This is a genomic window from Erysipelothrix aquatica (assembly GCF_009828775.2).
GTDB lineage: Bacteria > Bacillota_I > Bacilli_A > Erysipelotrichales > Erysipelotrichaceae > Erysipelothrix > Erysipelothrix aquatica.
Map to the genome: position 1 here is coordinate 13,942 of NZ_WTSY02000021.1, position 23,433 is coordinate 37,374.

Consider the following 23,433-nt stretch of genomic DNA (forward strand, 5'->3'; position numbering starts at 1 on the left):
TCCTTAGTTTAGTCTTGATATTCAACAGCGATTAAGATCGATGTTAATGATATAAATATGAACGCCTGCAAAAACGCAGAGAACATATCGAAATATAAATGTAATACTGGAGCAACAATCACTCCGAAGAAGTTAAATCCACCGATACCGGGGATAAAACTACTAATCCAACCCGTAAACGTATAGAGCAATGTCATAATAACCGTTCCTGAGAGTACATTTCCGAATAAACGGAGTGACAAACTGATCAGTGGTGCTACCGTTCCGAAAAAGTTCGGAATGACAAAGGGGAAAAACGGTTCAAAGAATCCTTTGACGTATCCCTTTACGCCATTTGCATCTATTTTTGCATGTTGGATTAAAAGGAATGTAATAATTGCAAGTACAAGTGTTACTGAATAGTTACTTGTAGGTGCAGCTAATCCTGTTAGTCCGAACATGTTTGCAACTAGAATGTAAATAAATACACTCCCAATATACGCTGCCATTCGTCGCCCGTGTTTTTCACCCATGTTTTGAATTGTGAAATCAGAAATCGTCTTAACATAAAGTATTGCTTTTAAGACGCCTCCGCGAGGCTTTTCAGTAAGCGGCAAATTGTTAAGCCGCTTGCCTCCGACATAAAACGCGATGGAGAGACCAATTGTAATGATCAAAATCGAATAAACTTCAACTTGCAACATTTGCCTTCTCCTTTGTAAAAATTCCTGTCATAAAAAGTAGCAAACGGTCTAGCAAGTATGTTGTCGCTATCGCATAAGGATTAATCCACGCTGGGAACATAAATGCTAAGAGCAAGGGTAACCATAAAATCACAAATACAAAGATGATATATCCAACGTACTTTTTGACAGTAAACTGTTGTTCATCAAGTATGATGCTATAGAACAAATTTCTGAAATGTTCGAGTGTCAGTAAACTAGTCCAACCAATCAACCAACCTACGCCCAATCTCCAATCGATTATCGATAGAATGATTGCTCCAACAACGCAAATTGCAATTTTTATTTTCCGTGTCATCGTTGCCTCCTTTTCATGTCTGCATTGCTTCTTCTTTTCACTTGTTTTAGTTCGAGCATGCTAGGTAAATCGTACCACAAACATGCGTCTCAATCAAACAAGCTTCCCTACTATATTACGCTATTTAAGTCGAATATCAATAACTTACCAAAATTTAATTTTGCGATAACCAAAAATTGTCCCCCACATTATTCACTATATAAATAGGAAGAGGAAAAACTAGAAAAACAGACCAATATATTTTGATGAATCGCCCATCATTAGACCAACCACTACTAACAAACAAAAAAAAGAATAGGACTGGCCTATTCTTCGATAAAACTAAAATTAACGGTATTTTTGATGGTCGGTAACTGTTCTACTAATCCTTTACTGAGAGACCATGTCGCAATCGATTCAAGTTGATCATTTGAAACTGGTTTTGCTTTCTCAAATGGGGTTATTTTTTGATCAATGTAGGCTCCCATTTGAGGAGGGAATGCATATTGCGTCAAGACGTCTGCATAAGCATCGGATTGATTCTTGTTAAGGTACTCAACTCCTTGATTATACGCGCGGTAGAAGCGAGCAATAATTTCTGGGTCTTTTTCAATACGATCTTTTTTCGTCAGCAAACTTCCACCCTTGATACCATACTCACTGGAGCTTCCAAGTAAATGTGCACCTTGAGCGACTAGCATACCTGCTTGTGGTTCTGTAAATACTACTGCTTCGAATTGGTCTTGAAGTAGTCCCTCAAAACGCCCTGGAAAAGATGCCATCGCTAAAACCTGATAATCAAATGCATCCTTGGTAGCAATCTCATCCATTACGTACTCTAATAACAGACCTGGAATCAGCGCAACACGTTGATCTTGTAGGTCTTTCATCGTTGTGATACCGGAATTAGGTGATGCAATAATTTTAAAATCTTCGTTAATATCTGAGGTTATAATATATGGAAATCCTTGTTCTTGAAACGCAAATGCTGTCATTGCATCAGCAATCATCATGTCAATAGCGCCACTTTGTGCTGCTGCATTTCGTTCTTGAGGATTGGCAAACGGGACAATTTCCACATTTATCCCCTCACTCTTAAAGAATCCTTCCTCATGTGCAATAATGATTGGCAATGCGGATTCTGCTGCAAGGGTACCTACTTTTAAAGGCGTTTCTAAATCTGGTTTGGGTGTGTTTGAACATCCAGCAAGGACGAATAAACAGGCTAACAGTGTTATTATTTTCTTCATTTTATCTCTTTTCTAACAGTTCAACAAATGCCGAAAGCGGCATTTTATAAGGAATGATATTGCGTTTAAGCTCGAACCGTGGGGTGCTTAAGGTGTTGACACCTGGCTTCGTTGTAAATGCGAATTCTATATTAGCCTCTTTCAAAGACGCAAATACTGAAGGATCATAGAATCCAAATGGATATGCAAATATTCTAGGTGCATCAACATATACTGCACACTTTAGAATATCATCTACCATAGCTTGCTTGGGTTCTGTCTGGATTGAACCTTGAAGATGTACACGTTGATGCATCCTATGGGTGTGATTTGCTGTTGTGAGACAATCTGACATAGCATCGAGATTTGTCCAAGACATTGTTTGAGCAAAAGCAGCATCCCACTCCTTGCTCTTTTCATGCATCCAATCACTAACTACAAACATAGTAGCCGGGATTTGGTTTGCTTTAAGCAGCGGATAAGCAAGTTTCTTCATGGACTGATAAGCGTCATCAAATGTCAATAATATAGCTTTAGACGGCAACATCTTTCTATCTTTATAGAAAGCTTCAACGTCCTCTAGAGTTATGAAATTAAAGTCATTATCGATGCAATACTGCATTTGTTCCTTAAAGTCTTGAATGTCCGTATACAAAGCGATGGGTAAGTTATCCTGGTATCCGTTCGCAACTTCAACAGGGATAGACTGTATTTCCGTATTTATTGGGGTATCTCGAAATTCGTGATAACAAAGGGTAATAAATTCCATGTGGTACCTCTTTCTTAGGTTATTTTAGACAGTTTTAGGTCGAAATACAATATTGTGAAATCAACTGCCTTTTAAACAAAAAAGAGGTTAGGCCTCTTTTTTCGAATGATAGACTTCTAGAATCAATGCTAGAATAAAACCGATTCTGAATACAAACTCTAATACTGAGACAAGCACCAGAATAATTGTGAATCCTTCAAGGAAGGTTCCGACGGAACCTACTAAGATCATCACTGTAAACGAAATGGCAAGAAATTGATAGAATCGCTTATAGAAATCATTATGCGCATTCTCTGACGCATAAACCATTAGAAGGACATCCGCCATCCGAATTAGAACATACGTAATCAACAAGAAATTGGATAAGATTGCGATCATTGTGAACATATCAGTTGTCATCATTGGAACAAATGTACCGCTCAAGAAAACAATCGCAAAACTTAGCATTAAGGATGCTAGACTCCAAATCAAATACTTGTTTTTGGTAATTGTGAATAACTTAAATGTTGCAAATATTTGTGTTCCTAATCCAATGACCATGACAATCGGATACTCTTTAAATATTGTCGCCAGCATCGAAATAATCAGTCCACTAATTAAAATAATGGTTTGGGTGATCTGTTCTTTAGTTTTCATAGCTTCTCCTTATATGCATAAAATTATAAATTTTTGCGGTATTGCATCATCTCATAAAACAGTGTCATTGCATAGACAGAGTAACTCTCGAACTCTAACACTGAAATCATTACGATTAAAACTGTTGGAATGAGAAAACTATAGCCCAAAATATCGATAACTACAATTCCTAGAACCAACAACGATAAACCTCGGTATACCGGAACAAGCAAAGCCTTTTGAGTTATCCTTGAAGATTGATACATTAAAATTATATCAGATAACGCGAGACTAACGTATGCCCCTTCTAATACAATAGCCTGGATTTCCATGAGCTGAATCATAGCATATCCATCACCTTCAAGTCGATTTCCAAGAACAAGTACCGTCATAAAACTAATGACTAGTAACACGAGTCCGACTAGAAGCATTCTCGATTTACAATTCAAACAGCTAATGAATGTGCCTATTAGTTTAATTGCCAATCCAACAATCATTAATGCTTCATGTCTTCGCATAAGAATCGAAATCAGAAAAAAGTGTAGGCAATAATGAGCAATCCTTGAACCAGTAAGAAATGTTTTTGCTTCGGCATCGTTCGCCCCTTATTGACATGATATTGAAAATCTACAACTTTGGCTCATTCATAAATATCTTTGGATACAAAATAAGTTCAACAAGCATCAATGTTATGAATCCTAAATATCCCGTAAATTCGAATACGGAAACAATCACCTCGAGAATGATAGGAATCGGTGTTAAAAAACCGACAGTTCCAACACTTACAAATAGCACCATAGTCATTGAGAGTATATAGTATGGTTTAACCAAAAATATACTCTCAGTTGATTTCGCCACAAACAGCATAATAAGTGCATCTCCAATGCCCATCAACACGTATGATATCTGTAGCGTAATCGCTTGATATCGAACAATCGTAAATAGGTCGAGTTGCCGATTCATTAATAGCGAACCCCTTATGAAAACGATCAAAAAGCTAATGAACTGTGCTACTACGCTCGTTCCTAACACTAGTGACTTCGTTTTCTTAAATCCATACATTGTTATCATAATGCGAAGCAATATCGCAAATGTCATGAGTATTTCATTTCGCTGAAGAATTAATGATGCAGCCGAAAGAATATAACTACATGCTAAAATTTTATAAATTCCATGTCTCCATTTTTTCATTGATCAGTCATTTTTAGAGCTTTTAGCTCTGCCCTTTATTTAGTAATCTTCTGTTGAATATAGTGTTCTTTAAAATCAAAAATCAAGGCACCAACATAACCGCCAAAAGTTGTAAACTCCATAACCGACATAAGAACTCCGAAAAACATCGGTATTGGATAAAGGAAACCGACAATTCCAATTATCTCGAATACGACAATCAGCAACGATAATATGCGATAAATTTTCACAAATATGAAGTTTTGAGTGAAACGCGATGAGTTGTAAATAATAAGAGCATCCGCCGCACCCATGAGAATGTAGCCAACTTGTAGCGAATACGATTGTAAAATTACGGTTTCGTATAAATCGATTGATTGAACTTCAAGGAGTACCCCACTTCCAAATACAACAACGAAACTTAGAACTTGAAACAAGAATGCAACCACCAATAACTTATCTTTGATACTTCTCATTAGGAAAACTGTTACTATCAGCCTAATTCCAAGAGCTAAGATCATGATGAAACTATTTCTATACATGATTAATGAGACAAGCATCAAGCTGTAGCTAACGATAAGTAAGATAAATACTTTGTTTTTAGCGGTACTTTCCATATACTAATTTTCGCCCGTATTTATCATCGAAAGCTGAATTCGTTGTTTTTTGAGATCAACTTCCAATACCCAGACTTGAACAATATCGCCAACTGACACAACATCAGTTGGGTGTTTTACAAATTGTTTACTTAATTTAGAAATATGAACCAGACCATCTTGTTTAACTCCGATGTCAACAAAAGCACCGAAATCCACGACATTTCGAACAGTTCCTTGAAGTTCCATACCTGGTTTTAAATCTTCCATACTCAAGACATCCTTACGTAATAATGGCCCTGCCATTGATTCACGCATGTCACGTCCTGGTTGTTTTAATGCTGCAAAAATATCTTCTAAGGTAACCTTTCCAATATCGTATAACGAAGCGAGCTCGTTAATTGACATGCCTTCAATTTTGGCTTTAGTTGCTTCTTTCCCCAATTCTTCAGGTTTAATATTTGAATGTTTTAAGATTTTTTCAGTAGTAGCATATGCTTCAGGGTGAATTGCTGTGTTATCCAGGATGTACTCCCCATTTGGAATTCGCAAGAATCCAATTGCTTGCTCATATGATTTAGGACCGAGACGCGGTACATCTTTAATCGCCTTACGATTCTTAAAAATGCCATGTTCTTCACGATAAGTTACAATGTTTTGTGCTGTTGTTTTTGTCAGCCCGGCAACGTATTCCAAGAGCTGTGGTGATGCTGTATTTACATCAACCCCAACCTGGTTAACTGCTGTTTCAACGACAAAATCAAGTGCAGTCGTTAACTCTTTTTGGGAAACATCATGTTGGTATTGACCGACACCAACTGATTTCGGATCAATTTTCACGAGTTCTGCCAGTGGATCTTGAAGGCGACGTCCAATACTTACAGCCGAACGTTGTTCAACTTGTAAATCCGGGAATTCTTTACGTGCAACATCAGAAGCAGAATATACAGACGCTCCTGCCTCATTCACAATCACGAAGGCTGTTTTCCCACCAAGTTCACTTAAGGCTTTTGCAACGAAAGCTTCCGATTCACGAGACGCTGTACCGTTACCAATTGCAACGGTATCTACATCAAATTTTGTAATAAGATTTTTGAAAATTGTCGCAGCTTGTGCACGCTTATGCTCAGGTGCTGGTTCATGTGGATAAATAACATCAATCGAACCGACTTTACCCGTTGCGTCAACGATTGCTAATTTACAACCAGTACGATATGCTGGGTCAAATCCCATGACCGTTTGACCTTTTAAAGGTGCTTGAAGCAGTAAATTTCGAAGATTTTCACCGAAAATATGAATTGCTTGTTTATCTGCTTTTTCAGTCATCATATTTCGAATTTCACGTTCAATGGCTGGCTTAATGAACCGTTTGTAACTATCTGTGTAACCATTTTGGACATATTCAACAGTTGCAGAGTTACTCTTGTTTCCAATTATGCGACGACGGAAGTACTCAAGAATACGAGCTTCATCAATCTCAATATCAACTTTTAAAATGCCTTCTGTTTCTGCTCTGTTTAGTGCTAAAATTCGATGCGATGCAATTTTATCAACAGGCTGTGAAAACTCGTAATACATTTCATAGACTTCACGCTCATCTTTCTCTGCATCTTTAACTTTACTTACGACAACCCCATGTTTTGAGGTCATATCACGAATCCATTCGCGGTAACTTGGCTCATCTGAAACAACCTCCGCAATAATTTCGTGAACACCCGCTAAAACATCCTCACGGGTATTAAGTTCAAACGCTTCGTTTAGGTATGAGTCCAGCACCTCCAGATTGAACGAATCTGGTAATGCCATAAATTCGACTGCTAATGGTTCTAAGCCGCGCTCACGAGCGATTGTCGCTTTTGTGCGGCGTTTTTGTTTATACGGGCGGTATAAATCTTCGACTTTTTGAAGAACTGATGCATTTTGAATATCTACAAGTAACGTTTCCGTCAATTTCCCTTGCTCATCAATGAGACGAATAACTTCTTCTTTTCGTTTCTCAAGGTTTGTAAGATACTCGAAACGGTCTGCAATTTCACGGATTTGCACCTCATCAAGACTTCCTGTAACTTCCTTACGATAACGTGCAATAAACGGAACAGTATTGCCATCTGCCATTAAATCCAAAACAGCATCAATTTGGTGTGCTTTGAATTGGTTTAATTCATTTTTTAGTAATTCATTGACATTAGTTTCCATATCTTTTCTGACCTCATTTACTACAGATAGTTTATCACAATTTATGAGTCTGTGTTGTATGCGATTTCATTTGAATAAAAATGAAAAGACGCAAATGCGTCTTAAGTTAATCCAATGACTGTACCATCATAGTCCATGTTTACCGCATTTGGTATTTTGGGTAATCCAGGCATTGTCATAATTGCTCCCAATAATACTACTAAAAATCCAGCACCCTTAGCTAAACGCACATCACGAACATTGACGACAAAGTCCCGCGGAGCATTCAGTGCTTTGGGGTCATCACTAAAGGAATATTGTGTTTTAGCGATACACACCGGTAATCCTTGTGGATAGGTTTCCAGAATCTTATCAATTTTCGCTTTTGCTACATCGGAATAGTCTACCCGATCCGCACGGTATATTTCCGAAGTAATGGTATCGATTGCTTTATAAACATCGACGGATGCCTCATAAAGGTAATTAAAACGGTTGTTTTTTTCGCACAAGGCAACAACGTGATCCGCAAGTTCAAGCGCACCCGAACCCCCTTGGCTATAAACATCGGTTAGTATGATTGAAACATTGAGCGTCGATGCCAATGTTTGTAGGTACTCAATTTCTGCTTTCGTATCGCTTGGGAATCGGTTAATTGCGATCACGATGTTGTCACTATACTTCCGCATGTTCTCAAGATGTTGCTTAAGGTTAGCACTCCCAAGTGCCAACGCTTCAAGGTTTTCTTCATTTAAGGCATGAACCGGAACGCCTCCGTTATACTTTAAGGCACGTATTGTCGCTACTAGAACTGTTGCATCTGGCTTAAATTCTCCAACGCGACATTTGATGTCGTAAAATTTTTCCGCACCCAAATCAGCACCAAATCCCGCTTCAGTTACAACGTAATCACCAAGTTTCATTGCCATCTCAGTCGCAATAATTGAGTTGCAACCATGGGCAATATTGGCAAATGGGCCACCATGGATAATTGCAGGTGTATTTTCTAGCGTTTGCACAAGGTTAGGACGCATCGCATCTTTGAGTAAGAGCAACATCGCCCCCACTGCTTCGAGGTCTTTCGCCAGTATTTCGCGGCCTTCGATATCATAAGCAACAATAATATTTGATAGACGATTTCGTAAATCATCCATATTTTTTGCTAAGCAGAAAATCGCCATAATTTCCGACGCCGCTGTAATATCAAAAAATGTTTGATGTGGTGTTTTTTTGCTTTCAATGTGGAGACGTCGTAGGGCACGATCATTCGTATCTAATGCACGTCCCCAAACAATATTATTAAGATCGATTTTGAGTTCATTACCATGATAAATATGATTATCAATCATAGCTGCGAGTAAGTTATGGGCAGCCGTAATTGCATGAAAGTCACCATTAAAATGGAGGTTAATATCATCCATCGGAATAACCTGTGAATACCCACCACCCGTCGCGCCACCCTTCATGCCAAATACTGGCCCCAAAGATGGTTCCCGAAGTGCTGTCACCGTCTTATAACCGCGTTGGTTCATCGCCATCGATAATCCAATATTAACCGTTGTTTTTCCCTCACCCGCAGGTGTTGGATTAATAGCTGTCACTAAAATTAGTTTTGCTTTTCGTGGGCGGTCTAACAGTGATAAATCAAGTTTTGCTTTGTAGTTCCCATATATTTCATACTCGGTCTCTTTGAGACCAAGTTGGTCCGCAATGACACTAATTTTTTCATACTTTGCTTCTTGTGAAATTAATGCATCATTTTTCATACTATCACCCTTTCAATTACACCTAGTGTACCATAATAAAAATGGTCTATTATAGACCATTGATCAGTTTCTCACCAAATTTTTGGCGTTGTAACGCTGTGATGAGCGAACCGTTAATAATTATTTCTAGTGGAAGCATAATCGCTGACTTTAACACACGGGGCCCAATGATTGCGGAAAAGGCTTTTCCACCCATCATATAGATCCAAGTCGAATTCAACAGTAAGCTTACAAATGCAAAATGAAAGAATGAAATCCCAATGACCCAAAGCCACGGTTTATCCTTACCTTTCAACATTCCCCATGCTGCACCAGTAACTGCTGCAGAGACGGTAAACCCTGGAAAATAGGGCCCTGAAGGCAATAGTGTAGCTCCAATTAGATCAGCAATTATCGCGATAAGCATCGATTTTTTCACTCCCATTAAATACCCAGTTACTGCTAAGGGTATAAACGTAAAGCTGATCTTTGTGATTGGAGTCGTCACACTCAATAAACGTGATACAACAATTTGTATTGCAACAAACATTGCCATCACTGCTATTTGTTTTGTTTTCATTTCAAATCCTCTTTTCTTTTCAAGCAAGTTAAAGAAAAGTTATGCAACGGAGGCAATAACATACTGCACTTTCGTTTCGTCCAGAGGCGACTTCCCATCCTTCTGGCACTTAACACATGTTATTTACTTTGCTTGATGTAACAAGAATACCAATAGCAAGACACATATTCAAGCATTTACCCTATGAATTAACATTCCACATAATTCCTGTGTTTTTGTTATTCAGAAGCTCCAGTCACATGATTGTACGCGATTTACTATATCTCATTAAGACTCTGTGTTAGACTATTTGTAGGTGATTACATGAAAGTAAAGAAAACGAACGCAATGCGTATTCTTGATCAAAAAAAATATGCATATAATATGTACGAATATAGTAAAGATGAGATAGAAAAAGGAATCGATGTACCTACTCAAATCAATCAACCACCCCAAAAGATATTCAAGACGATTGTCCTTGAAAGTGGCAGTGACCATTTTGTTGCGGTTATTCCAATTTTTGATCATATCGATATGAAAAAGGCAGCAAAGGCACTCGGTGTGAAACGGGTCGAGCTTTTACATTTGAATAAATTGTTTGATTTGACTGGATATGTGCGGGGAGGATGCTCTCCACTTGGCATGAAGAAACAGTTTCCAACAGTTATTGCTGATTCTGCACAGTCGATGGATGAAATCATTGTATCAGCGGGTAAAATTGGACAGCAGATGGGTCTTAATCCACTCCAACTCAAAGAGGTAACGCGGGGATCATTTGCTGCCATTACAGTCGATGAAACGCACATTTCAGACGATGACATGAAAAGCGACTTTTAAAAAGTCGCTTTTTTATTGATAAGCTTGGTGCATCAACATCTCCATACGACGTTTTACTTCAAGGCTTAGTTCTGTTCCCTTCAGTTTATTAAAAGTTTCCGGGAGCATGGGTTCGCCAAAGAACACTTCATAATTACGTGTGTTTTTCTTGTAGCTATTTTTGATATACATTGGGACAATTGGAACCGTGCTCTTTCGAAGCACGGAAAACATGCCCGCTTTAAATTCAACCATTTCTTTCTGATGGGACCGTGTTCCTTCTGGAAATGCCAGTAAAGAATGACCTTCAGTAGTATCTTCAAGTGCTTGTTTAAGTAGGGTCAATGATTGGCGTGGATCTTCCCTATCTAACGGATACGAACGGGACATTTTCATAAATGACCCTGTTATAAAACTTGTAAACAATTCTTTTTTGGCAACAAAGCGGAATGGTGTTTCAACAATTCCTAGGGTAACAAAAATATCATTATGGGATTGATGGTTCGATAAGTAGATACAGGTACCTGGATCCACCGGTCGATTCACCGGAGTAATCGTTTTACCTCTGATACCAAAATAATGACGTGAATACATCTTCAACTCACGGTCAATTTGGTCATCTGAGCCATAACGGCGCAACCATTGCGAACGAATCCAATAATACGGCAACGCAATAAAAGTTACTAACATATAAAAATTATCCATAAATAATCACCATTCCAATCGCATACGCTCCATCATGGCTGATTGAGACTGCGCCTTTATCGCTAACTGGAGCTCCTGAATCATTTTTCAAGACTTCAAAATCATGAAAATCAGTCACACCAATTCCAGTTCCCATAGCTTTTGAATATGCTTCTTTACACGCATAACGACCACAAAGAAACTCTAATCTTCGACGGGTTGTGGTAAGTTCTTCAAACAATTCCATTTCCCGGTCTGTTAAGATACGGTGCAAAAATCGCTGATCAGTGACATGTTTCTCGAAACGAGTCATATGCACTAAATCGATTCCAGTTTTAATCGCCAATGGCGAATTTGATTGTTCCAAGGGCACAAACCTCCCCATTAACATACGCTTTTGCTTCTGCAATTCCCATAATACTCTTGAGTTTTACGAGTTCAACATGAAGTTCTAATTGATCTCCAGGAATCACTTGTTTCTTAAATTTAAAGTTATCGATCCCAACAAAATACGCTATTTTCCCTTTAAATTGCGGTTGCGACAACAATACAATTGCTCCAGCTTGTGCTAAAGCTTCTGTAATTAAAACGCCCGGCATCACATGTTTTTGAGGGAAATGACCCATGAAATGCATCTCATTTGCAGATACATTCTTAAGTGCAACAATAGATGTTTCCGTCATCGTTTTCACCGCATCAACCAGTAAAAATGGATATCGGTGTGGAATGATCGCTTGAATATCATTTGAATTCATTAACATAAGACTACACATCCTTTCTGAAGACAATAACGGCATTATGTCCACCAAATCCTAAGGAATTCGACATCACTGCATTAACTTCCATCTTGCGAGCGACATTAGGGACATAGTCTAAAGGACAGTCTTCGTCAGGTGTTTCATAATTTATAGTTGGTGGGACAATGCTTTGCTCCATCGCTTTAATTGACAAAACGGCTTCAATGCCACCAGTTCCTCCTAAAGCATGGCCATGCATAGATTTTGTTGACGAGATTGCAACCTTTGATGCTTGATCTCCAAAAACTTCCATGATTGCTTGAGATTCAAATTTATCATTTAATGGTGTACTGGTTCCGTGCGCATTAATATATGAAATATCTTTCGGATCCATGTTTGCATCACTTAAGGCTTGACGCATCGCATCGACAGCTCCTTCTCCATTTGGAGCGGTGATATGAAAGGCATCACAAGTTGAACCATAGCCAACCATCTCGCCATAAATCTTTGCACCACGAGCCATTGCATGATCATATGATTCTAAGACAAGGACTCCTGATCCTTCACCTAAAACAAAACCGTTACGGTTTTTATCAAACGGACGTGACGCACGTGACGGATCCTCTTCAGTACTTAATGCGGTTAAGGCATTAAATCCTGCAAGTGTATATGGTGATACACCAGCTTCTGTTCCCCCCGCTAGCATAATGTCAGCATCGCCATACTGAATCATGCGAAATGCGTCACCAATTGCATGTGTTGCGGCAGCACAGGCTGTTGTAACACATGAAACATGACCTTTTGTATTTAGTGAAATCGCGACATTACCAGCTGCCATGTTGGGAATAATCATTGGAATAAACATCGGAGGAATTTTACCATATCCACCTTCAAAAGCACGATTTAAGTCATTTGCAAAGGTCTGCATACCACCCATGCCGGTTCCCATAATCACCCCGGTTCGCTTCGGATCGTGATTTTTATCATTGAGCCCAGCATCGCGATATGCTTCGTTTGCAGCATAGACCGCAAACTGACTGAAAAGATCTTGGCGACGTGCATCCCGTTTGCTCAAATACTTTAACCCATCAAAATTTTTAACCGGAGCTCCAATTTTTACTTTTAAATCTGTTGTGTCGAAATGTGTAATGCGTTCAATACCACTGATACCATCAATCGCGTTTTGAAACGCCGTTTCAACATCATTACCTAAAGGACTCACAATTCCGAGTCCTGTAATCACTACACGTTTTTTCATAGTTACCTCTAAATCACCATGCCACCACACACATTTAGTGTTTGACCAGTTATATATTTTGCTTGATCACTCACTAAGAAACTTACGGCGTGTGCAATGTCTTCGGGTTCCCCAAATTGTTTTAGTGCAATTGCATCCAAGATTGGTTTTCGGATGGCATCGTCAAGTGACGCTGTCATCTCAGTTTCAATAAACCCTGGAGCAACACAATTAACGCGAATACCGCGCGTTGCGAATTCTTTAGCTATGCTTTTAGAAAAGCCAATAAGTCCGGCTTTACTTGCTGCATAATTTGCTTGTCCAATATTACCAACGACACCAATTACTGACGTAATATTGACGATTGCACCACTTTTCTGGCGCATCATTGGCTTAGTAATTGCCTTAACCATATTGAAAGGTCCTACCAAATTAACATCCACAACATCGGTAAAATCAGTGGCTTGCATGCGCATCATTAAGTTATCTTTAACGATACCAGCATTATTGACAAGAACATCAATACGACCTTGTTCGGTCTGCACTGTTTTAATAAAAGCATCACATGCTTCAAGGTTACGTGCATCTACTTGATGAAGTTTAAATGTCGGTGTTTCAAGACGAGCAACATAGTCCGGTTCATAATCTCGAACATATGTTCCATATACACGATAGCCGTCACTTTCTAACTGACGGGCGATCGCCAAACCAATCCCTTTTGTTGCACCTGTTACGATTGCTATTTTATTGGTCATCAATAAGCCCTCCCAATGTTTCAGCAGAATAGACGTTATACGTTTTTACGGTATCGCCACATATCTCTTTTACAAATTTAGAAATTGAACCTTTAGGTCCAATCTCAATGATCGTATCCACACCCATATCTACCATTTTTTTGATTGATGCCGCAAGTTCCGTTGGTTCGGAAATGTGACGTGCTAATGTATCCACAAAATTATCGGATTGGACTTGTGCATGAATATTATTGATGAATGAAATCCTAGGTGTTCCGAAAGGTATTGATTCAAGTACACCGCGTAATAATGTGCTTGCGGGCTTAAGCAATGCCATATGAGATACCGTTGATACTTTTAAAGGTATTACCATTCGAACACCAGCTTCTTTGAGCGCTGGAATAACAGCTTCGAGTGCATCTATATTCCCACCGATTACAATTTGTGACGGTGTATTAACATTACAAATTGCGACGTCATGACCTTGAAGTACCGCTTCTACCGTTTGACGATCAGTCTTGAGACATGCTGCCATGCCACTTGTGTACGGAGGGAGGGCATTGTGCATAATTTCTGCTCGTTTTTGGATGAGTGTGAGTCCTGTTTCAAAGTCGATGATTCCTGCTTCAGTAATGGCATTGTATTCTCCTAATGACAAACCACAAACGACATTTGCTGTAATGTTGTTTGTTTCTAGTAATTGGGCAATAACCGTATGCAGTACATAGAGTGCAGGTTGGGTAAATCGTGTCTCACTAAGTTGTGATTCATCTAATTTTAAAACATCATATCCTAGTATTTGTGATGCTTGAGCGTATGTACGTGCCGCACTGGGGTATAACGCTACAAGATCTTCGCCCATGGATACAAACTGCTGGCCCTGGCCAGCAAAAATATAACCAACTCTCATTACTGTTTCGATTCGATATATGCGACAATATCATTTACTGTTTTTAATGTCAGAATATCTTCAGTTGGGACTTCTACACCATATTCGCCTTCAAGTTCCATGACAATTTCCATCACAGCAATTGAATCTGCTCCTAAATCATCTAAGATTGATGCATCTTCTGCAATTGTTGCTACCTCAACATCTAAAATTTCTGCTACTATTTCTTTAATTTTTTCGTTCATAATTTTGCTCCTTTAATTTACTTTGATATTCAAACTATATAGATTTATCGTCTATCTGTCAACTGAATTAGATGTCCAAAAGCGCGGTCCCATAGGTCAGACCACCGCCAAACGCTATCATAATTATCTTCATTCCGGGTTGAATTCGGCCGTCTTTAACTGCTTCATCCAGTAATATAGGCACACTTCCCGCAGACGTATTACCAATCCCTTTAACATTGCTCAAGAATTTATGTGTTGGTACCTTGAGCGCACGTGCTGCACTGTCAAGAATCCGTTGATTGGCTTGGTGTGATACCACATAATCAATGTCGTCCATACTCAAATTATGCTTTTTAAGTATGGCATTAATTTCAATTTCCATCGTTTTCACCGCAAATTTAAAGACATCCGAACCTTTCATTTTGAAATGTTCATGGGCAATTAGATTGCGAGGCAACAACGGATTGGGATGATCGGTTAAATTGGGTGCAGTAATACTTCCTAAAACATCTGTTTCGCCGCCAATGACGCAATCAATCGTTCCTGAAGATGCCGCTTCCATCACAATCGCACCAGCACCATCACCAAATAAAATTGCAGTCGATCGGTCCGCAAAGTCTAGATAACGCGAGTTAAAATCCGCACCAATCACAAGGACTCGCTTGTATACTTCGGCCTTGATAAATGCATGCGCGTTTTGAAAGGCATAGAGGAATCCCGAACATGCTGCATTGATATCGAATGAAGGAATGGATCGTTTAATCCCAAGATTTGAGCGAACTTGGTTCGCAACCGTTGGAATGAATGTATCCGGAGTATAGGTTGCCACAATAATGCAATCTATGGTCTCAACATCCAAAGATGCGACAGCTTCAAAAGCTGCTTCTGTTGCCATATAGGTTGTACTCTTATCACTAAAACGGCGGGCTTCAATTCCCGTTCTTTTTTGAATCCATTCATCGTTGGTATCCATAATTTTACTTAAGTCAGTATTGGTCACTTTAAAATCAGGAACATGCCTTCCTGTTGCAATAATTTTACTTGTTACCATGTTCTACCTCACCCATATTTCTAAATCGTTCATAACGGTGCTTTACAAGACTTGATCCACGCTTCTTCTTATACTTTGAAAGTGATTGATAAAGTTTATCACCGATTTGTTGCGCCAATTCTTGGTTATCGTCATGTTCTACAATGATATCGTCAATAATTCCCAGGGTTAGGAGGGCATCACTCGTGATTTTCATATCATCAACAATTTCCTTTGCCTTTGATGCATCTTTATATAAGATCGAGGCGAAGCCTTCTGGCGAGAGTATGCTATAAATTGAGTTTTCAAGCATCCATACTTCATTCGCAACAGCAAGTGCTAATGCACCTCCACTCCCTGCCTCACCAATAATAACCGCAATAATAGGTACTTCAAAGGTCATCATTTGCATCAAATTTTGAGCAATTGCTTCCCCTTGTCCGCGTTCTTCTGCACCGATACCTGGATACGCTCCTGGTGTATCAATAAATGTTATAATTGGTCGTTTAAATTTTTCGGCTTGTTTCATAAGACGAAGTGCTTTACGATACCCTTCAGGATGCACCATTCCAAAATTCGCTTTCAGGTTTTCCTCGGTATCGCGTCCTTTAACGACACCAATCACAGTGACTGGCATATCTTGGAGCATGCCAATACCGCCTTTAATGGCTGAGTCATCACCAAAGTAGCGGTCACCATGAAGTTCCGTAAAATCTGTAAGGATGGTATCGAAAATTGTTTGTGTGTTAATTCTATTCTTTGAACGCGCACGTTCAACCTTTTCCCATGCAGTCGTCATGTCACTTACCGTGAATGCTTAGTATTTTTACGAGTTCTTGTTTCATATCATGACGTGATACGATTGCATCCACAAATCCTTTCTCTAATAAAAACTCAGATTTTTGAAATCCTTCTGGTAATGGTTGTTTCAATGTTTGTTCAATCACCCTCGGTCCAGCAAAGCCAATAAGTGCTTTAGGTTCCGCAAGAATGATATCTGCGAGCATGGCGAAACTAGCAGTAACACCACCAGTAGTTGGGTCTGTTAAGACATTAATAAATAAGCCACCATTATCTTGAAAACGGCCCACAGCTCCACTTGTTTTTGCCATTTGCATCAGACTTAGCATCCCTTCTTGCATCCGTGCACCACCAGAAGCACTAAATACGATGACAGGTTTCTTTTGTTGCATACCTCGTTCAAACGCACGTGTTACTTTTTCTCCAACAACAGTTCCCATTGACCCCATCAGAAAGTTTGAATCCATAATGACTGCAATAACTTCATGATTGCCAAGGCTTGCTTCTCCACAGACAACTGCATCATAGACTCCTTGTTTTGAATTCAAGTCATCCAACTTAGAAGCGTATCCTGGAAAATTCAAAGGATCTTTTGATTTAACCCGATGGTTGAATACACGGAAACTATCAAAAGTCATTTGCACCCGTGACGCCGCATGCATACGATAATGATGGTCGCACACAGGACATACCCAACGATTATTCTGAATGACTTCGAGTAACTGCGTTTTTTCACATTTGGGACATTTGTCATACATGCCATCCGGAACTTCGATTGACGCAGATAAATATTCAGGATTTTTTATTGCATCTACTTTTGATTTTTTATCTTTTAAATTTTTAAACATGTTTATCTCCCTTCAATAGTGTCTGAACTAGTGTCGTATCATACACATTGTCTTGGAATTTTTGATTCAGAAGAATTTCGAGTTGGAAGTCCACATTCGTTTTAATACCATCCAAGTCAATTTCCTCTAAACAACGAATGGCTTTCTCCATCGCTTCATCTCGATTACTTCCGTGTACAATTACTTTCGCAATCATCGAATCGTAGAATGGAAGAATTTTATACCCTTGGTACACAAACGAGTCAATACGAACACCATTTCCACCCGGAAAATGAAGCCCATTCAACGTTCCTGCCATGGGTCTGAAGCCTTGGTCAGGATCTTCTGCATTGACACGAATTTCAATAGCATGACCATTTATCTTTAAGTCTGATTGCTTAAATGAGAGCGGTTTTCCTTCAGCAATTCGAATTTGTTCTTTTACAATATCCACGCCCGTAATTAATTCGGTAACTGGATGTTCCACTTGAATGCGGGTATTCATCTCTATAAAATAAAAATTTTCGTCTTTATCCATGATAAATTCCAACGTTCCGGCGGAGACGTACTGAACTTGTTTCGCAGCTTTTGTAGCGACATCATACAGTTTTTTTCGAGTCTTAGACGATAGGTTTTGTACTGGTGCTTCTTCAATCATTTTTTGGTTGTTGCGTTGAACCGAGCATTCACGTTCAAAAAGATGCACACTATTCCCATGCTTATCTCCTAATATTTGAATCTCAATATGTCGGGGACCTTCAACAAATTTTTCGATATAGACGTCTGCATTGTTGAATGCATTAAAAGCTTCTTGACGTGCTTGGTTAAAAGCATCTTCCAATAAAGAGGCATCATAACAAACACGCATCCCTTTACCACCGCCACCAGCCGTCGCCTTGATTAGTACAGGATAACCAATCTCTTTTGCAACCTGATAAGCCTGCGCTAAATCATGAATCAGCCCTTTTGATCCGGGCACAATTGGTACTCCAGCAGCAATCATCGTTTCTCTGGCAGTTTGTTTATCGCCCATTTTATCAATTAAGTCTGCACTTGGTCCGATAAAGGTAATTCCAACGCGTTCACATGCACGGACAAAATCTGCATTTTCACTCAAAAAACCAAATCCAGGATGTATCGCCTGGACTTGAGTATTCACAGCAGCTTGTAGAATTGCGTTGTGATTTAAATATGAATTTTCAAGGCGATGATCGCCAATACAGATTGCCTCATCGGCTAACTTTACATGTAACGAATCACGGTCAACCGTGGCATAAACTGCCACAGTCTTGATGTTCAATTCGCGGCATGCACGAATAATCCGAACAGCAATTTCTCCACGATTTGCGATTAAGACTTTTTGAATCATTGTCATTCAATTACAAATAACGGTTGATCAAAGTCTACCGTAGCACCTTCTGATACATAGATTTTTTTTACGACACCTGCTTGTGTCGCTTTGATTTCATTCATCACTTTCATCGCTTCAATAATGCAAAGGATATCGCCGACTTTGACAGTTTGTCCAACTTTTACAAATTCAGGCGCATCTGGTGATGGTTTACTGTAGTAAACACCGACTAACGGAGATGTCATCGCGTTGGTTGCAGGTGCAGGTTCTGGATTAACTGGTGTAATCACTGCCGGGGCAACCGCTTGCGATGGTATAAATGTATTTGTTACTGGTTTTTGTAATGCTATTTCAAAATCTTGATTTTTATAGGTTAAGGACTCAAGTCCTGATGTTTCTAAAATGTCTATTAATTGCTTGATATCATCAATGTTCATAATTTACCTCCAAACAAATAGTTTGATATTCAAACTAAATGATAATATAATGATTTTTGTAAGTCAACAAAGGAGAATCGTGTTTATGATGACAATCAAACCGTTAATTCGCGATAATATCGCACTCAATGCCCACCCAGAAGGGTGTTTCCAAAACATTAAAAATCAAATTAAAGAAGTTCAAAATCTTCCAAATATCACAGAAAAATCACTCAACGTCTTGATAATCGGCGGGAGTTCGGGCTATGGATTAGCAACTCGTATTGCGTTAACATTCAATGCTCATGCCTATACTTATAACGTCAGTTTTGAGCGTGGTCCTAAAGGGCGTAGCACTGGAAGTGCTGGTTACTACAACAACACTGCTTTCGCGACATTGGCACAGGAACATGGCTATGCGTCAGATGATTTGAATGCTGATGCGTTTAGCCATGAAACGAAGCAAAAAGTTATTGCTGATTTTGTAGAAGCTGGTCGCAAAATTGATTTAGTCGTCTATTCGGTTGCTAGTGGTATTCGCATCCATCCCGATACCCAAGAGAAATTTGTATCAACATTGAAACCCATTGGTACACCTTTTGAAGGTTATTCAATCGATATTGCGAAAGAGACACTGTTCCAAGAATCATTACAACCGGCAACACCTGAAGAAATCGAGAATACACGAGTTGTTATGGGCGGCGATGACTACGAACTTTGGGTTGATGCACTTCTAGAAGCCAATCTTCTAAACGACCACGCTAAAGTTGTAACCTATACATATGTTGGTTCAGAAGTCACGTATCCTATTTACAAGGATGGCACAATCGGGAATGCCAAACGGGACTTAGAACGCGCTAATGCCGCAATTAATAAGAAGCTTCAACCGATCCATGGTGAAGCTATTATTTCAGCATCGAAAACTGTTGTAACCAAAGCGTCAGTATTTATCCCAACTGTTGCCTTGTATGCAAGCGCATTGTTTAAAGTCATGAAAATGAAGCAATCACATGAGTCAATCACGATGCATAAATACCGTTTATACAAAGATATGATTTATGGAAATCAAGCCATCGTTGATGCGGATGGACTCTATCGTTTAGACGCGTATGAGCTCGACACCGCAACCCAACGAGATGTACAGGCCATTTTGAATGACGTCACAGCAGAAAACTTTAAATCCGTCACAGATTTCGAACAATTTAAGCATGACTTTTTAGCACTTAATGGCTTCGACCTTTCTGATGTTGACTACCAAAAATAAAAGGCTCCTTGCGGAGCCCTTTTTATTGTTTAAGATGAACTGTTTGAGTATTATACGGCATTGCAATTCCTTTTTCATCCAGCGCATTTTTTATATCTTTACGCATACGACGTTCAATTTCATAATTTTTGCCGGCTTCGGTTTTAACACTCACCCGAACTTTAATAGCACTTTGAGCAAAGTCAACGATTCCAATAACCTCAACCGGCGAAAGTGCGCCCTCATAATTCATTGGGGAAACAATGTCCTGTAAAGTTGAAATGATGGAATCTGTACTCATTTCATAAGGCATCGGAATATCAACATAAGCATTCATATATTCTTTTGAGTAATTAACGATAACTTTGATTTCACCGTTGGGAATGGTAATGACTTCACCTGTTAATCCATTACGCAAAATCGTCGACAGTAGTGTTACTTCAACGACTTCCCCAACAGAATCTTCGATTTTTACGACATCGCCGATTACATATTGATTTTCTGTAAGAATCAAGAATCCAGATATCGTATCACGTACAACCTCTTGTGCACCTAACCCAACTGCAACACCGACTGCAGAACCAATTGCAAGTAACGGAGCAATTGAGATGTTGAAAATTTCAAGCATGAAAGTAAATGCAATGACATAGAGTATGTAGCGGATAATTTTCGCGATTAATTGGTAAATTGTGCGTTTATTTATATCAATTCGACGCTCGTTGGCAATGCGATCAATCGCACTTTCAATCGCACGGTTAATGACCCACACGCCAAAGAATAAGATTGCAGTCGCAATGACACGTTGTGCAAACGGTGACGAGATATATCCCCATAACGATGTAACATTATCAACTTCAGTTTTAAATTCTGGTGACATAACGACCTCCTAAAACTTCGTTAAGAATCGGATAAGGCGATTCTTTTCTGGTAATTCTGATTCATTGTCTCTAAAGACATAATTGATACTATAGCCAAAGAAAATAATCCAGGCAATAAACCATCCCGAGATCAGTAAAATCATAATGGATGCTAGCGGACCATAAATCGTTTGATAATTCGTAAAGCGATTAATATAAACGAAGAACAGTTGTCCTAAAAGCAGTAATATTAACGCTGCTATAATAGCTCCTGGAAGTACCTCCCGCCACTTGGTATAGCGAAAAGACATCAGACGGTAAAAAACCATAAAGAAGCCGATAACCAATGGAATGACAAAAAGCTTGTATGAGAAGTCAAAGAATCCCATAACCAACCCCACACTTGCAACTCCGACTAAAATCAGCAAGAAATAAGTAACCGATAGCCCGCGAAGTAACCAACCATTAACCGATACTTGATCTTGCTCACTACTCAGAATTAAAAATGAGTAGATACTTTTGGATCCAACCCATACACTCGCAGCAAACAATGTAATTAAAAGTCCTAAGTTATCAAAATTAGAAGCCGAGATATAGAGTACAAACGGCTCAATTAAGTCTTTCGGTATATAACGCTGTAGAAATGAAATAAGTTGCTCTACTGGGACAACATATTTCCCAATAAAAACAACTGCTAAAATTAAAATGGGAGCAATCCCAACGATTAGTGAATAAGCAAATGCGTATGTGAAGAGTGTTCCTTCATTTGAAGACATCATTGTAAACAATGCCTTTAGATTTTTTCGATATTTTTTCATAAGAGTCCCTCATTCCTATCATAACAAAAAACGTGGCAATGTTTCCACTATGTGAGGGTATGATTCATTGTAGTTTTTTGTAGACCGTAATAACAGTTGAAAAAACCGCACTTTTTTAAAGTTGCGGTTTTTTAACTTATTTGTGACTCTTAGTGTTTTGGACGGCGTTTCATTCGTGATGCGAGCATCATGACAAAACCACCAGCAATTAATATCCATCCATAATTCTTATCCGCTAAACCTGTTTCTGGTAATACAGGTTTAGGATTTAATGTATTCGTAATATCGAATCCTTCAATCTGCGTTGTATAGCCGGGAACAGCATCCTCACGAACTGTATACTCAATACTTCGTACTCCTGCAAATTTTGGTAAATTTGCAAATTCATAGTACCAAACATTATCGGCTTTAGACCACACAGGTTTAACATTTTGTACCTCTTTACCATCAGCGTATAAGCGTACTGTTATAGCAAGAGGACGTTGGCTTGATTGATTGGATTGATCAACCCATGTTTTGGTTCCATTGATTGATACAAGCTCTATCGGTGGTTCAATTTTCGTATTTGTAATATCGAGTCCTGTTTGGGATGTTTGATAACCCGGTACCGCATCTTCTGTAACGGTATAGGTAATTTCTTTACCTTCATGAATTTTCGGAACATCCTTAAACGTATAAGTCCATACATCACCTGCTTTAGTCCAGATTGGTGCAACATTCGTTACTTCAGTACCGTCTGCATACAAGCGTACAATAATTGCTTCAGGGCGAAGCGGGCTTTGGTCATCAACCCATGTTTTGGTTCCATTGATTGATACAAGCTCTATCGGTGGTTCAATTTTCGTATTTGTAATATCGAGTCCTGTTTGGGATGTTTGATAACCCGGTACCGCATCTTCTGTAACGGTATAG

The 23,433-nt window shown here is 39.1% G+C and carries 28 protein-coding genes and 1 riboswitch; of the genes, 2 read left to right on the forward strand and 26 right to left on the reverse strand.

The genetic code is table 11. The features are described from left to right. Positions 1–8: 8 nt before the first annotated feature. From GVV20_RS06935 to GVV20_RS06985, 11 genes are all read right to left on the reverse strand, one after another. Positions 9–683 (reverse strand): F0F1 ATP synthase subunit A, encoded by a 675-nt coding sequence (locus GVV20_RS06935; protein WP_159741741.1) that lies wholly within the window; start codon positions 681–683, stop codon positions 9–11. Then, a complete protein-coding gene (locus GVV20_RS06940) occupies positions 670–1,020 on the reverse strand; it encodes a hypothetical protein (protein ID WP_159740603.1) in 351 nt (116 codons plus the stop codon). Before GVV20_RS06940 ends, GVV20_RS06935 begins: the two co-directional genes overlap by 14 nt. A 305-nt stretch (positions 1,021–1,325) precedes the next feature. After that, positions 1,326–2,249, reverse strand: a complete 924-nt coding sequence (locus tag GVV20_RS06945; protein ID WP_159740602.1) for an ABC transporter substrate-binding protein — start codon at positions 2,247–2,249, stop codon at positions 1,326–1,328. A gap of 1 nt (position 2,250) precedes the next feature. Next, positions 2,251–2,997 carry a polysaccharide deacetylase family protein gene (locus tag GVV20_RS06950; RefSeq protein ID WP_159740601.1) on the reverse strand — a complete coding sequence of 249 codons (747 nt, stop codon included), beginning with the start codon at positions 2,995–2,997 and terminating at the stop codon, positions 2,251–2,253. A gap of 87 nt (positions 2,998–3,084) precedes the next feature. Next, a complete protein-coding gene (locus GVV20_RS06955) occupies positions 3,085–3,633 on the reverse strand; it encodes a hypothetical protein (protein ID WP_159740600.1) in 549 nt (182 codons plus the stop codon). A gap of 23 nt (positions 3,634–3,656) precedes the next feature. Continuing rightward, the gene (locus tag GVV20_RS06960; RefSeq protein ID WP_159740599.1) at positions 3,657–4,109 is read right to left on the reverse strand and encodes a hypothetical protein; all 453 of its coding nucleotides are present in this window, start codon (positions 4,107–4,109) and stop codon (positions 3,657–3,659) included. Between the two features lie 130 nt (positions 4,110–4,239). Then, positions 4,240–4,803, reverse strand: coding sequence for a hypothetical protein (locus tag GVV20_RS06965; RefSeq protein WP_159740598.1), 564 nt, complete (start codon positions 4,801–4,803; stop codon positions 4,240–4,242). A gap of 35 nt (positions 4,804–4,838) precedes the next feature. Beyond that, positions 4,839–5,399 (reverse strand): hypothetical protein, encoded by a 561-nt coding sequence (locus GVV20_RS06970; protein WP_159740597.1) that lies wholly within the window; start codon positions 5,397–5,399, stop codon positions 4,839–4,841. A 3-nt stretch (positions 5,400–5,402) separates the two neighbouring features. Continuing rightward, positions 5,403–7,574: a Tex family protein gene (locus GVV20_RS06975; RefSeq protein WP_159740596.1), complete on the reverse strand. Its 2,172-nt coding sequence runs from the start codon at positions 7,572–7,574 to the stop codon at positions 5,403–5,405. 101 nt (positions 7,575–7,675) lie between these two features. Then, on the reverse strand, positions 7,676–9,316 hold the full coding sequence (locus tag GVV20_RS06980) for a formate--tetrahydrofolate ligase (RefSeq protein ID WP_159740595.1): 1,641 nt from the start codon (positions 9,314–9,316) through the stop codon (positions 7,676–7,678). 49 nt (positions 9,317–9,365) lie between these two features. After that, on the reverse strand, positions 9,366–9,875 hold the full coding sequence (locus tag GVV20_RS06985) for a folate family ECF transporter S component (RefSeq protein WP_159635551.1): 510 nt from the start codon (positions 9,873–9,875) through the stop codon (positions 9,366–9,368). Positions 9,876–9,917: 42 nt separating this feature from the next. Continuing rightward, a riboswitch (THF riboswitch) is annotated at positions 9,918–10,008 on the reverse strand. Between the two features lie 170 nt (positions 10,009–10,178). Between GVV20_RS06985 and ybaK the strand changes: the two genes are divergently transcribed. Continuing rightward, the gene (gene ybaK / locus GVV20_RS06990; RefSeq protein WP_159740594.1) at positions 10,179–10,691 is read left to right on the forward strand and encodes a Cys-tRNA(Pro) deacylase; all 513 of its coding nucleotides are present in this window, start codon (positions 10,179–10,181) and stop codon (positions 10,689–10,691) included. A 12-nt stretch (positions 10,692–10,703) separates the two neighbouring features. Here the strand turns inward: ybaK and GVV20_RS06995 are convergent, their stop codons facing one another. The 12 genes from GVV20_RS06995 to accB all read right to left on the reverse strand — a co-directional run bounded on the left by GVV20_RS06995 (position 10,704) and on the right by accB (position 19,624). Beyond that, positions 10,704–11,375 (reverse strand): lysophospholipid acyltransferase family protein, encoded by a 672-nt coding sequence (locus GVV20_RS06995; RefSeq protein ID WP_159635554.1) that lies wholly within the window; start codon positions 11,373–11,375, stop codon positions 10,704–10,706. Next, a complete protein-coding gene (acpS, locus tag GVV20_RS07000) occupies positions 11,368–11,721 on the reverse strand; it encodes a holo-ACP synthase (RefSeq protein ID WP_159740593.1) in 354 nt (117 codons plus the stop codon). The genes GVV20_RS06995 and acpS overlap by 8 nt, the downstream gene beginning before the upstream one ends. Next, positions 11,690–12,115, reverse strand: a complete 426-nt coding sequence (gene fabZ, locus GVV20_RS07005) for a 3-hydroxyacyl-ACP dehydratase FabZ (RefSeq protein WP_159740592.1) — start codon at positions 12,113–12,115, stop codon at positions 11,690–11,692. Before fabZ ends, acpS begins: the two co-directional genes overlap by 32 nt. A gap of 4 nt (positions 12,116–12,119) precedes the next feature. Then, positions 12,120–13,349 carry a beta-ketoacyl-ACP synthase II gene (fabF, locus tag GVV20_RS07010; RefSeq protein ID WP_159740591.1) on the reverse strand — a complete coding sequence of 410 codons (1,230 nt, stop codon included), beginning with the start codon at positions 13,347–13,349 and terminating at the stop codon, positions 12,120–12,122. Positions 13,350–13,357: 8 nt separating this feature from the next. Continuing rightward, positions 13,358–14,083, reverse strand: a complete 726-nt coding sequence (fabG, locus tag GVV20_RS07015; RefSeq protein WP_159740590.1) for a 3-oxoacyl-[acyl-carrier-protein] reductase — start codon at positions 14,081–14,083, stop codon at positions 13,358–13,360. Next, the gene (locus GVV20_RS07020; RefSeq protein ID WP_159740589.1) at positions 14,073–14,972 is read right to left on the reverse strand and encodes an ACP S-malonyltransferase; all 900 of its coding nucleotides are present in this window, start codon (positions 14,970–14,972) and stop codon (positions 14,073–14,075) included. The genes fabG and GVV20_RS07020 overlap by 11 nt, the downstream gene beginning before the upstream one ends. Continuing rightward, positions 14,972–15,196, reverse strand: a complete 225-nt coding sequence (locus tag GVV20_RS07025) for an acyl carrier protein (protein WP_159635569.1) — start codon at positions 15,194–15,196, stop codon at positions 14,972–14,974. Before GVV20_RS07025 ends, GVV20_RS07020 begins: the two co-directional genes overlap by 1 nt. Positions 15,197–15,263: 67 nt before the next feature. After that, the gene (locus GVV20_RS07030; protein WP_159740588.1) at positions 15,264–16,229 is read right to left on the reverse strand and encodes a beta-ketoacyl-ACP synthase III; all 966 of its coding nucleotides are present in this window, start codon (positions 16,227–16,229) and stop codon (positions 15,264–15,266) included. Beyond that, positions 16,216–17,007: an acetyl-CoA carboxylase carboxyltransferase subunit alpha gene (locus GVV20_RS07035; RefSeq protein WP_159740587.1), complete on the reverse strand. Its 792-nt coding sequence runs from the start codon at positions 17,005–17,007 to the stop codon at positions 16,216–16,218. The genes GVV20_RS07030 and GVV20_RS07035 overlap by 14 nt, the downstream gene beginning before the upstream one ends. Position 17,008: 1 nt before the next feature. Continuing rightward, positions 17,009–17,857: an acetyl-CoA carboxylase, carboxyltransferase subunit beta gene (gene accD, locus GVV20_RS07040; RefSeq protein WP_159740586.1), complete on the reverse strand. Its 849-nt coding sequence runs from the start codon at positions 17,855–17,857 to the stop codon at positions 17,009–17,011. Continuing rightward, on the reverse strand, positions 17,850–19,205 hold the full coding sequence (gene accC / locus GVV20_RS07045; protein WP_159740585.1) for an acetyl-CoA carboxylase biotin carboxylase subunit: 1,356 nt from the start codon (positions 19,203–19,205) through the stop codon (positions 17,850–17,852). The genes accD and accC overlap by 8 nt, the downstream gene beginning before the upstream one ends. A gap of 2 nt (positions 19,206–19,207) precedes the next feature. Next, positions 19,208–19,624: an acetyl-CoA carboxylase biotin carboxyl carrier protein gene (accB, locus tag GVV20_RS07050; protein ID WP_159740584.1), complete on the reverse strand. Its 417-nt coding sequence runs from the start codon at positions 19,622–19,624 to the stop codon at positions 19,208–19,210. 85 nt (positions 19,625–19,709) lie between these two features. Between accB and fabV the strand changes: the two genes are divergently transcribed. Continuing rightward, positions 19,710–20,867, forward strand: coding sequence for an enoyl-ACP reductase FabV (gene fabV, locus GVV20_RS07055; protein ID WP_159812673.1), 1,158 nt, complete (start codon positions 19,710–19,712; stop codon positions 20,865–20,867). A 22-nt stretch (positions 20,868–20,889) separates the two neighbouring features. Here the strand turns inward: fabV and GVV20_RS07060 are convergent, their stop codons facing one another. The 3 genes from GVV20_RS07060 to GVV20_RS07070 form a co-directional block, all read right to left on the reverse strand. Then, entirely contained in the window at positions 20,890–21,723 is an 834-nt protein-coding gene (locus GVV20_RS07060) for a mechanosensitive ion channel family protein (RefSeq protein WP_159740655.1), read from the reverse strand. Positions 21,724–21,732: 9 nt separating this feature from the next. Then, positions 21,733–22,521 (reverse strand): YihY/virulence factor BrkB family protein, encoded by a 789-nt coding sequence (locus GVV20_RS07065; protein ID WP_159740654.1) that lies wholly within the window; start codon positions 22,519–22,521, stop codon positions 21,733–21,735. A gap of 149 nt (positions 22,522–22,670) precedes the next feature. Beyond that, positions 22,671–23,433, reverse strand: a 763-nt coding sequence (locus GVV20_RS07070; protein ID WP_201287508.1) for a Cna B-type domain-containing protein, incomplete at its 5' end; no start/stop codon positions are given.

Bases quoted from the DNA above. Each gene is read 5' to 3' on its own strand.
- GVV20_RS07030 (WP_159740588.1), bottom strand. From the start codon at position 16,229: ATGGTAACAAGTAAAATTATTGCAACAGGAAGGCATGTTCCTGATTTT.
- fabF (WP_159740591.1), bottom strand. From the start codon at position 13,349: ATGAAAAAACGTGTAGTGATTACAGGACTCGGAATTGTGAGTCCTTTA.
- GVV20_RS06980 (WP_159740595.1), bottom strand. From the start codon at position 9,316: ATGAAAAATGATGCATTAATTTCACAAGAAGCAAAGTATGAAAAAATT.
- GVV20_RS06985 (WP_159635551.1), bottom strand. From the start codon at position 9,875: ATGAAAACAAAACAAATAGCAGTGATGGCAATGTTTGTTGCAATACAA.
- GVV20_RS06995 (WP_159635554.1), bottom strand. From the start codon at position 11,375: ATGGATAATTTTTATATGTTAGTAACTTTTATTGCGTTGCCGTATTAT.
- accD (WP_159740586.1), bottom strand. From the start codon at position 17,857: ATGTTTAAAAATTTAAAAGATAAAAAATCAAAAGTAGATGCAATAAAA.
- GVV20_RS06965 (WP_159740598.1), bottom strand. From the start codon at position 4,803: ATGAAAAAATGGAGACATGGAATTTATAAAATTTTAGCATGTAGTTAT.
- GVV20_RS06975 (WP_159740596.1), bottom strand. From the start codon at position 7,574: ATGGAAACTAATGTCAATGAATTACTAAAAAATGAATTAAACCAATTC.
- accB (WP_159740584.1), bottom strand. From the start codon at position 19,624: ATGAACATTGATGATATCAAGCAATTAATAGACATTTTAGAAACATCA.
- accC (WP_159740585.1), bottom strand. From the start codon at position 19,205: ATGATTCAAAAAGTCTTAATCGCAAATCGTGGAGAAATTGCTGTTCGG.
- GVV20_RS06955 (WP_159740600.1), bottom strand. From the start codon at position 3,633: ATGAAAACTAAAGAACAGATCACCCAAACCATTATTTTAATTAGTGGA.
- GVV20_RS06945 (WP_159740602.1), bottom strand. From the start codon at position 2,249: ATGAAGAAAATAATAACACTGTTAGCCTGTTTATTCGTCCTTGCTGGA.
- fabZ (WP_159740592.1), bottom strand. From the start codon at position 12,115: ATGTTAATGAATTCAAATGATATTCAAGCGATCATTCCACACCGATAT.
- GVV20_RS06950 (WP_159740601.1), bottom strand. From the start codon at position 2,997: ATGGAATTTATTACCCTTTGTTATCACGAATTTCGAGATACCCCAATA.
- fabV (WP_159812673.1), top strand. From the start codon at position 19,710: ATGATGACAATCAAACCGTTAATTCGCGATAATATCGCACTCAATGCC.
- GVV20_RS07020 (WP_159740589.1), bottom strand. From the start codon at position 14,972: ATGAGAGTTGGTTATATTTTTGCTGGCCAGGGCCAGCAGTTTGTATCC.
- GVV20_RS06960 (WP_159740599.1), bottom strand. From the start codon at position 4,109: ATGATTGTTGGATTGGCAATTAAACTAATAGGCACATTCATTAGCTGT.
- GVV20_RS06935 (WP_159741741.1), bottom strand. From the start codon at position 683: ATGTTGCAAGTTGAAGTTTATTCGATTTTGATCATTACAATTGGTCTC.
- fabG (WP_159740590.1), bottom strand. From the start codon at position 14,083: ATGACCAATAAAATAGCAATCGTAACAGGTGCAACAAAAGGGATTGGT.
- GVV20_RS07060 (WP_159740655.1), bottom strand. From the start codon at position 21,723: ATGTCACCAGAATTTAAAACTGAAGTTGATAATGTTACATCGTTATGG.
- GVV20_RS06970 (WP_159740597.1), bottom strand. From the start codon at position 5,399: ATGGAAAGTACCGCTAAAAACAAAGTATTTATCTTACTTATCGTTAGC.
- GVV20_RS06940 (WP_159740603.1), bottom strand. From the start codon at position 1,020: ATGACACGGAAAATAAAAATTGCAATTTGCGTTGTTGGAGCAATCATT.
- GVV20_RS07025 (WP_159635569.1), bottom strand. From the start codon at position 15,196: ATGAACGAAAAAATTAAAGAAATAGTAGCAGAAATTTTAGATGTTGAG.
- GVV20_RS07065 (WP_159740654.1), bottom strand. From the start codon at position 22,521: ATGAAAAAATATCGAAAAAATCTAAAGGCATTGTTTACAATGATGTCT.
- ybaK (WP_159740594.1), top strand. From the start codon at position 10,179: ATGAAAGTAAAGAAAACGAACGCAATGCGTATTCTTGATCAAAAAAAA.
- GVV20_RS07035 (WP_159740587.1), bottom strand. From the start codon at position 17,007: ATGACGACTGCATGGGAAAAGGTTGAACGTGCGCGTTCAAAGAATAGA.